Origin of the sequence: Lysobacter dokdonensis DS-58, from assembly GCF_000770795.1 — a bacterium.
Lineage (GTDB): Bacteria > Pseudomonadota > Gammaproteobacteria > Xanthomonadales > Xanthomonadaceae > Noviluteimonas > Noviluteimonas dokdonensis.
The window spans coordinates 67,983-78,633 of sequence record NZ_JRKJ01000001.1 but is presented as its reverse complement, the minus strand read 5'-3'; the positions used below and the strand labels follow the sequence as shown (position 1 = coordinate 78,633).

Sequence of the window (10,651 nt, the reverse complement as noted above, 5' to 3'; positions counted from 1 at the left end):
GTCCTGCGCCTCGCCCAGCAGCACGAGCGCGCCGCGCCCTTCCGCGGCGATGGCCTTCAGCACGTCGCCCACGGCCGGCCCGAAATCCGGCCGGCGCCAATGCACCGCGTCGGCCAGCGGATTGAGCGCGTGGACGCGCACGAGGGTCGGCACGCGCGCATCGGCTTCCCCGCGCAGCAGCGCGAAATGCAGCGCGCGACTCACGCGGTCGCGGTAGGTGTGCAGTGTGAAGGGGCCATGCTCGGTGTCGATCTCGCGATGGTCGACGCGCTCGACCGTGTGTTCGGTCGCGAGGCGATAGCGGATGAGGTCTTCGATCGACCCGATCTTCAAGCCATGTTCGCGCGCGAAGACTTCCAGCTCAGGGCGGCGCGCCATGCTGCCGTCGGGATTGAGGATCTCCACCAGCACCCCCGCCGGTTCGAAGCCCGCGAGCAACGCCAGGTCGCTCGCCGCTTCGGTATGCCCCGCGCGGCTCAACACGCCGCCCGGCTGCGCCTGCAACGGAAAGATGTGGCCCGGCTGCGACAGGTCGGCCGGCTGCGCATCGGGCTGCACCGCCGTGCGGATCGTGTGCGCGCGGTCGTACGCGGAAATGCCGGTGGTGACGCCTTCGGCCGCCTCGATCGACACGGTGAAGTTGGTGCCGTGCGGCGAGGTGTTGTCGCGCACCATCGGCGGCAGGCCGAGCTGCTTGCAGCGCTCGCGCGTCAGCGACAGACACACCAGGCCGCGCGCGTGCGTGACCATGAAGTTGATGTCGCCGGGACGCACGACTTCGGCGGCCATGATGAGGTCGCCTTCGTTCTCGCGGTCTTCGTCGTCGACGATCACGACCATGCGGCCGGCGCGCAATTCGTCCAGGATCTCGGGGATGGTGGCGAAGCTCATGCGTGCGTCTCTCGCTCTTTCATCAGGCGCTCGACGTATCGCGCGAGCATGTCCACTTCCAGGTTCACGGCATCGCCGGGTTTGGTTTCTCCGAACGCGGTGTGCGCGATCGTGTGCGGCACCAGCGCGACTTCAAATCCGCGGTCATCGACCGCGTTGACCGTCAGGCTCACGCCATCGACGCAGATCGAACCCTTCGCCGCGATATAGCGTCGCAACGAGGCCGGCGCTTCGAACACCCAGCGCTGCGCGCGCCCGTCGTCCCAGGAATGCACCACTGCGCCGACACCATCGACATGGCCGCTGACGAGATGGCCGCCGAGGCGATCGGTCGGGAGCATCGCGCGTTCGAGGTTCACCGCGCGGCCGATATGCAGGTCGCCGAGCGTCGTGAGCGCGAGCGTTTCGTTCGATGCATCGGCCTCGAAGCCCGCATCGTCGATGGCCACCACCGTCAGGCAGGTGCCGTTGACGGAAATGCTTTCGCCCATGCGCACGTCGGCGGCCTTGCCCCACGGCAGCGTGCCGATGTCGAAGCGCAACCGCGCATCGCCGCCGCGCATTTCCCGCGACGCCAGCCGGCCCACGCCGGCGATCAATCCGGTGAACATCCGTCCTCCAACTTCCTGCGCGCATGCACGAACATCGGCCAACGCAACACGCGCGTGGCATCGGGTTGGCCCCACGCCTTCGCGATCGCCGGCGCGTGCGTCGCCACCGGATCGACGCCGTTCGCATCGATGTAACGCTTGGTCGCCGAATAACTCGAGAAATAACCGAGCATGCGCGCCAGCGTCCATTCCGCGCGCAGCTCGAACACGGGCGTTGCGATCCATTCGAACGGAAACGCGAAATCGCGATACGCCTGGTCGATCATCCGCCGCTCCGGCGGCCAGTACGACTCGATGGCCAGGCGAAAGGGCTGCAACGCCGCCTCCAGGTCGTCGGGCGCGATCATGTCCTGATAGCCCCAAGCGAACAGCACGCCGCCCGGTTTCAGCACGCGGTCGCATTCGGCGAAGAAGCGCGACTGGTCGAACCAATGCAGCGCCTGCGCCACGCACACCGCGTCGACGCTCGCGTCGGCGAGCGTCGTGGCCTCGCCGGGCTCGACGACGAATTTCACATTCGACGGCCCGTGCGCCTGCGCGATCTGCGAGGCGCTCGGATCGGTGGCGTGCACGCGGTCGAAGACAGGCGCAAGGTCGCGCGTCGCCTGCCCGCTGCCGCAACCGGGTTCCCACGCCAGGCCGTGCACCAGCACGAGCGACTCGATCCAGCCGAACAGGTCGCGCGGATATTCCGGCCGCGCCTGCGCGTACTGCGCGGCGACGGCGGAGAAGTGATCGTGGAACGCCGCGTTCATTGCGGGCGCGGGCCGGGATGCACGAACACGCGCACGTCGTCGCCGATGCGGCGCGTTTCGGCGATGTGCATGTTCAGGCGGTTCGTCATCTCGTCGATCTGCAGCCCGTCGAACAACGGACGCGCGCGTTCGCCGAGCATCACGGGGGCGACGTACAGCAGCAGTTCGTCGACGGCGCCCGCGGTGAGGAACGCGCCGGCGAGCGTGGCGCCGGCTTCCACCTGCACCTCGTTGATTTCGCGCTCCGCCAGCAACTTGAGCACCGCCGCGATGTCCATGCGCCCGCCTTCGACGGGCACCGCGACATGGTCGGCTTCCACGCCGCGCGGCATGCGCGCATCGGACGCGTGGATGTAGAGGGTCGGCGCGCCGCCTTCGCGCACGTGGCCGCGCTGCACGGTCGCAAGCCCCGGATCGAGCACGACGCGCAACGGCGGCACGAACGGCGTGTCGTCGCCCAGGCGCACGGTGAGGTGCGGATCGTCGATCAGCACGGTGCCCGCGCCGGTGAGGATGGCGCCGGCGCGTGCGCGCCACTTCTGTACATCGCGGCGCGCGGCCTCCCCGCTGATCCATTTCGAATCGCCGGAGGCCAATGCGCTGCGGCCGTCGAGGCTCGTCGCGAGTTTCACGCGCACCCACGGGCGGCCGCGCTCGATGCGCGAAAGAAAGCCTTTGTTGAGCTGGCGCGCCTGCGCTTCCATCAGGCCGATGTCGACCTGGATGCCGGCGGCACGCAGCTTGTCGAAACCGGCGCCGTCGACCTTCGGAAACGGATCGCGCATCGCACCGACCACGCGCGTCACGCCCGCGGCGATCAACGCCTCCGCGCACGGCCCGGTGCTGCCGACGTGCGCGCACGGTTCGAGCGTGACGTAGGCGGTGGCGCCACGCGCGCGTTCGCCGGCGGCCTGCAGCGCGAACACTTCCGCGTGCGGCCCGCCCTTGCGCTCGTGCCAGCCGGTGCCGACGACTTCGTCGCCCACCGCGATCACGCAGCCGACCATCGGGTTCGGTTTCGTCGTGTATGCGCCCTTTTCCGCCAGGCGCAGCGCGCGCGCCATCATCGCGTGGTCGGTGGCGGTGTACGCCTGCTTCGGTTGCGACATGCTCATTCGCGGACGTATGCGCCGCGTTCCTCGTTCCTGCGGAAGTCATCCATGTCCCACGGCCACGACGGCACCAGGGTGCCCTCGTCGATGCGCAGGTGCATGCGGTCGAATTTGGTATCGGGAAGCTGCGGCGGATAGCCCATGTCCTTCACGACGAGGTCGATGCCGTCGCCCGCGCGCACCCACGTGCCGCGAGCGGCGAGATCGAGCGCGCCGTACGTGAAGAACCAGTCGAACGTGCCGTCGCCCTGCAAGCGCAGGCCCGAACCGGTCTCCATCACGCCGTCGAGATGGTACTCACCCGCGAGCGTCGCCTGCGCTGCATCGGCGGCATGCTGCGTTGCATCCTGCGCGTGGGCCATCGGCGCGAAGGCCAGCGCCGCGGCGACGAGCAGGGCGCGCAGCGCGCTCACCGGCGCCGCACCTTCTCGGCGGGTTCGCCATCGAGCAACGGCAACTGCCCCTCGCCGGGCGGCAGCTCGCGTTCGAGGCGGTCCAGTTCCTCACGGAAATCGGCGACGTCCTCGAACGAGCGATACACCGACGCGAACCGCACGTACCCGACGTGATCGAGCTTGCGCAATTCGGACATCACGAATTCGCCGACGCGGCGCGACGCCAGCTCGCGCTCGGTGGTCATGCGCAACTGATGCACGACCGCACGTACCGCGGCTTCGATCTGCTCTTCCGACACGGGCCGCTTCTGCAAGGCCCGATCGAACCCGAGCCGCAGTTTGCGCGCATCGAACGCTTCCCGCCGTCCATCGCTCTTGATGATCAGCGGCAGCTTGAGTTCGATCGTTTCCAGCGTGGAAAACCGCTCCCCGCACGCCTCGCACTCACGGCGCCGCCGGATGGTGGCGCCGTCTTCGGACACGCGCGAGTCGATGACGCGGGTGTCGACGTGCTGGCAGAAAGGGCAATGCATCGGTCAGCCGTAAACCGGGAAGGCCTTGCATTGCTTCGTCACTTCCTCGCGCACGCGATCGATCACGGCCTTGTCGTTCGGCGCATCGAGCACATCGCAGATCCAGTTGGCCAGCGCGACGCATTCGGCTTCGTTGTAGCCACGCGTGGTCACCGCAGGCGTGCCCAGGCGCAGGCCCGAGGTCACGAACGGTTTTTCCGGGTCGTTCGGCACGGCGTTCTTGTTCACGGTGATGTGCGCCTTGCCCAGCGCGGCTTCCGCGTCCTTGCCGGTGATGCCCTTGCCGATCATGTCGACGAGCATCAGGTGGTTCTGCGTGCCGCCGGAGACGATCTTGTAGCCGCGCTTGATGATGGTGTTCGCCATCGCCTGCGCGTTCTTCACCACCTGCTGCTGGTAGGCCTTGAAGTCCGGCTCCAGCGCTTCCTTGAAGGCGACGGCCTTCGCCGCGATCACGTGCATCAGCGGGCCGCCCTGGATGCCGGGGAACACGATGGACTGCAGCTTCTTCTCGATCTCTTCGTTGGCCTTGGCCACGATGATGCCGCCGCGCGGGCCGCGCAGCGTCTTGTGCGTTGTGGAAGTCACCACGTGCGCATGCGGCACGGGATTGGGGTACACGCCCGCGGCGACGAGGCCGGCGACGTGCGCCATGTCGACGAACAGGTATGCGCCCACCTTGTCGGCGATGGCGCGGAACTTGGCCCAGTCGATGATCTGCGAGTACGCGCTGAAACCGCCGACGATCATCTTCGGCTTGTGTTCGACGGCGAGGCGCTCGACTTCGTCGTAGTCGATCAGGCCCTGGTCGTTCACGCCGTACTGCACGGCGTTGAACAGCTTGCCGCTGATGTTGACCTTCGCGCCGTGCGTGAGGTGGCCGCCGTGGGCGAGCGACATGCCGAGGATGGTGTCGCCCGGCGCCAGCAGCGCGAGGTACACGGCCTGGTTGGCCTGCGAGCCCGAATGTGGCTGCACGTTGGCGTAGTCGGCGCCGAACAGCTGCTTGCAGCGCTCGATGGCCAGGCGCTCGGCGACGTCGACGTATTCGCAGCCGCCGTAATAGCGCTTGCCCGGGTACCCTTCCGCGTACTTGTTGGTCAGCTGGCTGCCCTGGGCTTCCATCACGCGCGGGCTGGCGTAATTTTCCGACGCGATCAGCTCGACGTGGTCTTCCTGGCGGCGGTTCTCTCCGGCGATGGCGGCGGACAGTTCGGGGTCGAAACCTTCGATGCGGGCGTCGCGGGGAAACATTCGGCGGTCCGTGGTCGTGGGGAAAGGCCGCAAGTTTAGCGGTTCACGACGCCCCGTCGGCTGGCGTCCCCTATAATCCCGCGATCCCGATTTCCCCTCGCGGCCCTGCCCCTGCGCAGGACGCCCGCGCCCGACTGCGGAGCTTGAATGCAGTACATCTACACCATGAACGGCGTGTCCAAGACGGTCCCGCCGAAGCGCCAGATCATCAAGGACATCTCGCTGTCCTTCTTCCCGGGCGCCAAGATCGGCCTGCTGGGCCTCAACGGCGCGGGCAAGTCCACGGTCCTGAAGATCATGGCGGGCGTCGACCAGGACTTCAGCGGCGAAGCCCGTCCGCAGCCGGGCATCAAGGTCGGCTACCTGGCGCAGGAGCCGCAGCTCGACCCCGGCATGACCGTCCGCGAAGCCGTCGAGGAAGGCGTGGGCGAAGTGCTGCAGGCCCAGGCCGCGCTCGACCGCATCTACGAGGCCTACGCCGAGGAAGGCGCGGACTTCGACAAGCTCGCCGCCGAACAGCAGCGCCTGGAATCGATCCTGGCCGCCGGCGACGCGCACACCCTCGAGAACCAGCTGGAAGTCGCCGCCGATGCGCTGCGCCTGCCGCCGTGGGAAGCCACCGTCGGCAACCTCTCGGGCGGCGAGAAGCGCCGCGTGGCGCTGTGCCGCCTGCTCCTGCAGAAGCCGGACATGCTGCTGCTCGACGAACCCACCAACCACCTCGACGCCGAATCGGTCGAGTGGCTCGAGCAATACCTCGCCCGCTTCCCGGGCACCGTCGTGGCCGTCACCCACGACCGCTACTTCCTCGACAACGCGGCCGAATGGATCCTCGAGCTCGACCGCGGCCGCGGCATTCCGTGGAAGGGCAACTACACCCAGTGGCTCATCCAGAAGGACGAGCGCCTCAAGCAGGAAGAGTCCTCCGAGAAGGCGCGCCAGAAGGCGATCCAGAAGGAACTCGAGTGGGCCCGCCAGAACGCGAAGGGCGGCCGTTCGAAGGGCAAGGCGCGCCTGCAGCGCATCGAGGAACTGCAGTCGGTCGACTACCAGCGCCGCCAGGAAACCAACGAGATCTTCATTCCGCCGGGCGAGCGCCTGGGCCAGAAGGTCATGGAGTTCAAGAACGTCTCCAAGCGTTTCGGCGACCGGCTGCTGATCGACGACCTGAGCTTCATGGTCCCCGCGGGCGCCATCGTCGGCATCATCGGCCCCAACGGCGCCGGCAAGTCGACGCTGTTCCGCATGATCATCGGGCAGGAAACGCCGGACAGCGGCTCGATCGAAACGGGCTCGACGGTCAAGCTCGCCTACGTCGACCAGAGCCGAGACAAGCTCGAAGGCAACCACAACGTCTTCCAGGAAGTCTCCGGCGGCGCGGACATCCTCAACATCAACGGCGTCGAGATCCAGTCGCGCGCGTACATCGGCCGCTTCAACTTCAAGGGCCAGGACCAGCAGAAGATGGTCGGCGCGCTCTCGGGCGGCGAACGCGGCCGCCTGCACCTGGCCAAGACGCTGTTGCAGGGCGGCAACGTGCTGCTGCTCGACGAACCGTCCAACGACCTCGACGTGGAAACCCTGCGCGCGCTCGAAGACGCGCTGCTGGAATTCCCCGGCAACACGTTCGTCATCTCGCACGACCGCTGGTTCCTGGACCGCATCGCCACGCACATCCTCGCCTTCGAAGGCGACTCGCACGTGGAGTTCTTCCAGGGCAACTACCGCGAGTACGAAGAAGACAAGAAGCGTCGCCTGGGCGAGGAAGGCGCGAAGCCGCATCGCCTGCGCTTCAAGGCCCTCAAGTAAGGAGCACTCGATGAGTTTCACGCAGGCGTTGAAGGCGCGTTGGTCGTCCAGCAATTCCCTCGTCTGCGTGGGGCTCGATCCGGAGCCGGCGAAGTTCCCGAAACGCTTCGCCGGCGACGACGACGCGGTGTTCGCCTTCTGCCGCGACATCGCGGATGCGACGGCCGAATACGCATGCGCCTTCAAGCCGCAGATCGCGCACTTCGCCGCGCTGTCGGCCGAAGACGCGCTGCAGCGGCTGATCGCGCACCTGCATGAGAAGCACCCCGGCGTGCCGGTGATCCTCGACGCCAAGCGCGGCGACATCGGCAGCACGGCGCAGCAATACGCGCGCGAAGCGTTCGATCGTTACGCCGCCGACGCGGTCACCGCCAATCCTTATCTCGGGCGCGATTCGGTGCAGCCCTTCCTCGATCGCGCGGATCGCGGCGTCGTCATCCTCTGCCGCACCTCCAACCCGGGCGCGGGCGATCTGCAGGACCTGATGGTCGACGGCCGCCCGCTTTACCAGCGCGTCGCCGAAAAAGTCGCCAACGAATGGAACACGCAGGGCAACTGCGCGCTCGTCGTCGGCGCCACCTGGCCGGAACAATTGCGCGAAGTGCGCGCCATCATCGGCGACATGCCGATCCTCGTGCCGGGCGTCGGTGCGCAGGGCGGCGACGCGGAAGCGGTGGTGCGCAATGCATCGACGCAGGACGGCACGGGCCTGCTCGTGAGTTCCTCGCGCGCGATCCTCTACGCCTCGTCCGGCGAGGATTACGCCGACGCCGCGGCCCGCGCCGCGTGCGCGCTGCGCGACATGATCAACGCCGCGCGCTGATCGTCAGCGCCCCACCGTGCTGCGCGCCACCGCACGCAGCGCGGCGAACGGAAAGCGCGCCCAGATCAGCAGGAACACACCGAAGCGCTGCACCGCCGACCGTTGCGGCGCTTCGAACTTGGTGAAGTAGCGCCAGAACCCGCGGTGTTTGTGCCATTCGACGAACACCGGGCGCGCGCGCGAGGACACACCGCGCACGTGCACCACCTGCACGTCGTTGGCCACCGCGACGGTCGCGCCCAATGCGCGTGCGCGGCGGCACAGGTCGAGATCCTCGGCATGCAGGCGGTAGCCGGTGTCGAAGCCGCCCAGTCGTTCGAACAGCGCGCGCGGCAGCAGCATCAACGCGCCGGAAATCGCTTCGACGCGTTGCAGGGGCTCGTCGCCTTCGATCGCCACGCCGAGGTTCGCCTGCTTCGGCGAACGCAACATCTGCGCGAAATCAGGGTCGCGCCTGCGCGCGGCGGGGTCGCGTTCGCCTTCGCCGTCCACCTGGTCGGCGCCGACGAGCGCCGCACCGCCGAGGTCTTCGGCCGCTTCGCGCAAGCGCACGAAAGTGTCCTGCGCGACGAGGCAATCGGGATTGACGAACGCGAGCCACGCGCGGTCGCATTCGGCCGCGCCCTGGTTGCATGCGGCGGCGAAGCCGGGATTGTCGGGATTGGCGACGAACCGCACGCGCGCATCGGCCGCCGCATGGCGTTGCATGATCTGCAGCGTGCCGTCGCGCGAGCCGTTGTCGATGATGCGGATCTGGCCGACGTCGTCGGCATGGCGCAGGCGCACGAGACAATCGTCCAGCGTCTCCGCGCTTTCGTGCGCGACGACCACCGCGGCGATGCCGCCCTCGCTCACGCGAACAACTCCCGCTGCGGCGCAGGCGGGCCGACCGTCGCGAGCTTGGCCGACAACTCCTCGCGCACATGGCGCAACGGATCGTCCATCAGGAAGTGCGCGAGGCGCGCATGCCACGCGGGCCATCGCGCCGCCAGCGCATCCATGTCGCCGTCGAACGGGAAGCCTTCGACCGAGCGTGCGACGAACGCGGTTTCGCACAACGCATTGCGCCAACCCAGGCCGGCCAGGCGCAGGGACAGATCGATCAACGCCGCCATCCACGAGCCGTAACTCGCTGCGTCCAGCCCACCGGCGCGTTGCCGCGCACGACCACGCAACATCACCGCATGGCCGACGGCCGCCGGCAGTTCCGGATGCATCGGCGGCATCGCCGCGCAGGCCCGCGCGATGCGTTCGAGATCGGCGGGCATCGGCCCGATCTCTCCCACGCGCGGCCATGCGGCGACTTCGCCGGCATTGCTCCACGGCGTCGCGGTGGCGATCGCCGGATCGCGCGCCAGGCACGCGACGAGTTGCGTCATCCAGCCCGGCGTTGGTTGCGCATCGGGGGCGAGCACGACGACATCGGCGTCGCCGCATGCCGCCAGTACTTCATCGAGATGCGCGACATCGCCGACCATGCGTTGGCGACGCGTGTAATGCGCATCCATCCGCGTGTGCGCGAGCCACCCCTGGATCACGGCGTGTTCGCGCGGACCGGCGCGCGCGTCGTCGGCCAGCCACACCCGCGTGCCCGCGGGCGTGCCCGCATCGAGCGCGGCCAGGCACGCATCGAGCGCGCCATCGTCGACCGACACCGGCAGTACGACGATGGGCGCCATCGGTCAGGAAACGCGCCGCCGTTGGGCGGCGCGTAGGAGACTATTCGAGCCTGACGTCATCCACGAAGGCATAGCTGGGTTCGCTAATCCCGCCAGTCTGGCCATTGCGGACTCCCGTGTTTCCCCTGATGACCAATCTTACGGTCTTTCCCCAATAGGGCGACATGTCCAAGGTCTGCGCCCGGTAGATCGGACAAGGGAATTCCCCATTGCCGCAGACGATGTTGTGCCCGGCCTGCGAAAACAACATCGTCGCCTGCCCGTTATCGATCACGTGCACCGACAACCCGACTGGCTCGATCTGGTATTGGCTCGCGTAAATTCCTTCGCCCAGCTTGGCGGAGAATTTCAGCTGCTTGCCCACGGGCACGTAGACCATTTGCTCGAGTTGGCGGCACAGGGTCCACGCCCCCGGGGCATAGCTGATGAAGGGCGTGGCTTGCGCAACCGTGCCCGACGCGGGCGCGGTGCCCTTTTTCGAGGTGTTCTTCGTAGTCGCGGTGTACGGGGCGCTCGAGCAGTCGGTGCCGCCGCCCTGCGCGAAGACCGCATCGCCCACAGTCCAGGACGCAAATCCGCTGGCGAACGTGCCGTTGGCTACTTGCGCCTGCGCTTCGAACGGCGCGACCGCCACTGCAAGCGCAATGGTCAGTGCGAATGGATGATGCATGGTTCCTCCTTTGTCGAGACGGACGATCCGTCTCCCCGCGAGAAGAATTCCGTTGCAGTCGATCACGTGAACAGCTGGCGGGGGCGCGAAATCGCCGCCCGCCTTCTTCACCATCCCAC

At 67.7% G+C, this 10,651-nt stretch carries 12 protein-coding genes; 2 read left to right on the top strand and 10 right to left on the bottom strand.

What is annotated here, in order from left to right; translation table 11 throughout:
* From ribB to glyA, 7 genes are all read right to left on the bottom strand, one after another.
* The coding region (gene ribB / locus LF41_RS00355) for a 3,4-dihydroxy-2-butanone-4-phosphate synthase (protein WP_036164298.1) at positions 1–891 on the bottom strand (891 nt) is incomplete at its 3' end.
* Entirely contained in the window at positions 888–1,502 is a 615-nt protein-coding gene (locus tag LF41_RS00350; RefSeq protein ID WP_036164292.1) for a riboflavin synthase, read from the bottom strand. The genes ribB and LF41_RS00350, both read right to left, overlap by 4 nt.
* Positions 1,487–2,257: a class I SAM-dependent methyltransferase gene (locus tag LF41_RS00345; RefSeq protein ID WP_036164287.1), complete on the bottom strand. Its 771-nt coding sequence runs from the start codon at positions 2,255–2,257 to the stop codon at positions 1,487–1,489. Before LF41_RS00345 ends, LF41_RS00350 begins: the two co-directional genes overlap by 16 nt.
* Positions 2,254–3,372 carry a bifunctional diaminohydroxyphosphoribosylaminopyrimidine deaminase/5-amino-6-(5-phosphoribosylamino)uracil reductase RibD gene (gene ribD / locus LF41_RS00340; protein WP_425599456.1) on the bottom strand — a complete coding sequence of 373 codons (1,119 nt, stop codon included), beginning with the start codon at positions 3,370–3,372 and terminating at the stop codon, positions 2,254–2,256. The genes LF41_RS00345 and ribD overlap by 4 nt, the downstream gene beginning before the upstream one ends.
* Positions 3,369–3,782, bottom strand: a complete 414-nt coding sequence (locus tag LF41_RS15880; protein WP_052115994.1) for a hypothetical protein — start codon at positions 3,780–3,782, stop codon at positions 3,369–3,371. The genes ribD and LF41_RS15880 overlap by 4 nt, the downstream gene beginning before the upstream one ends.
* Positions 3,779–4,297 carry a transcriptional regulator NrdR gene (gene nrdR / locus LF41_RS00330; protein WP_036164285.1) on the bottom strand — a complete coding sequence of 173 codons (519 nt, stop codon included), beginning with the start codon at positions 4,295–4,297 and terminating at the stop codon, positions 3,779–3,781. Before nrdR ends, LF41_RS15880 begins: the two co-directional genes overlap by 4 nt.
* A gap of 3 nt (positions 4,298–4,300) precedes the next feature.
* Positions 4,301–5,551: a serine hydroxymethyltransferase gene (gene glyA / locus LF41_RS00325; RefSeq protein WP_036164283.1), complete on the bottom strand. Its 1,251-nt coding sequence runs from the start codon at positions 5,549–5,551 to the stop codon at positions 4,301–4,303.
* Between the two features lie 147 nt (positions 5,552–5,698).
* Between glyA and ettA the strand changes: the two genes are divergently transcribed.
* Positions 5,699–7,360: an energy-dependent translational throttle protein EttA gene (ettA, locus tag LF41_RS00320; RefSeq protein ID WP_036164282.1), complete on the top strand. Its 1,662-nt coding sequence runs from the start codon at positions 5,699–5,701 to the stop codon at positions 7,358–7,360.
* A gap of 10 nt (positions 7,361–7,370) precedes the next feature.
* Complete coding sequence (gene pyrF, locus LF41_RS00315) at positions 7,371–8,183, top strand: orotidine-5'-phosphate decarboxylase (protein WP_036164279.1); 813 nt, start codon at positions 7,371–7,373, stop codon at positions 8,181–8,183.
* A gap of 3 nt (positions 8,184–8,186) precedes the next feature.
* On the opposite strand, the gene LF41_RS00310 is transcribed toward pyrF, so the two are convergent.
* From LF41_RS00310 to LF41_RS00300, 3 genes are read right to left on the bottom strand one after another with little or no spacing between them, the layout of a single operon-like run.
* A complete protein-coding gene (locus LF41_RS00310) occupies positions 8,187–9,038 on the bottom strand; it encodes a glycosyltransferase family 2 protein (RefSeq protein WP_036164277.1) in 852 nt (283 codons plus the stop codon).
* Positions 9,035–9,862, bottom strand: a complete 828-nt coding sequence (locus LF41_RS00305; RefSeq protein ID WP_036164275.1) for a glycosyltransferase family protein — start codon at positions 9,860–9,862, stop codon at positions 9,035–9,037. The genes LF41_RS00310 and LF41_RS00305 overlap by 4 nt, the downstream gene beginning before the upstream one ends.
* Before the next feature lie 40 nt (positions 9,863–9,902).
* Entirely contained in the window at positions 9,903–10,646 is a 744-nt protein-coding gene (locus tag LF41_RS00300) for a hypothetical protein (protein ID WP_036164274.1), read from the bottom strand.
* Positions 10,647–10,651 lie beyond the last annotated feature (5 nt).

What these genes read in the sequence shown, in the direction of transcription:
- LF41_RS00350 (WP_036164292.1), bottom strand. Translation starts at nt 1,502, where the DNA reads ATGTTCACCGGATTGATCGCCGGCGTGGGCCGGCTGGCGTCGCGGGAA.
- LF41_RS00345 (WP_036164287.1), bottom strand. Translation starts at nt 2,257, where the DNA reads ATGAACGCGGCGTTCCACGATCACTTCTCCGCCGTCGCCGCGCAGTAC.
- ribD (WP_425599456.1), bottom strand. Translation starts at nt 3,372, where the DNA reads ATGAGCATGTCGCAACCGAAGCAGGCGTACACCGCCACCGACCACGCG.
- nrdR (WP_036164285.1), bottom strand. Translation starts at nt 4,297, where the DNA reads ATGCATTGCCCTTTCTGCCAGCACGTCGACACCCGCGTCATCGACTCG.
- glyA (WP_036164283.1), bottom strand. Translation starts at nt 5,551, where the DNA reads ATGTTTCCCCGCGACGCCCGCATCGAAGGTTTCGACCCCGAACTGTCC.
- ettA (WP_036164282.1), top strand. Translation starts at nt 5,699, where the DNA reads ATGCAGTACATCTACACCATGAACGGCGTGTCCAAGACGGTCCCGCCG.
- pyrF (WP_036164279.1), top strand. Translation starts at nt 7,371, where the DNA reads ATGAGTTTCACGCAGGCGTTGAAGGCGCGTTGGTCGTCCAGCAATTCC.
- LF41_RS00305 (WP_036164275.1), bottom strand. Translation starts at nt 9,862, where the DNA reads ATGGCGCCCATCGTCGTACTGCCGGTGTCGGTCGACGATGGCGCGCTC.
- LF41_RS00300 (WP_036164274.1), bottom strand. Translation starts at nt 10,646, where the DNA reads ATGGTGAAGAAGGCGGGCGGCGATTTCGCGCCCCCGCCAGCTGTTCAC.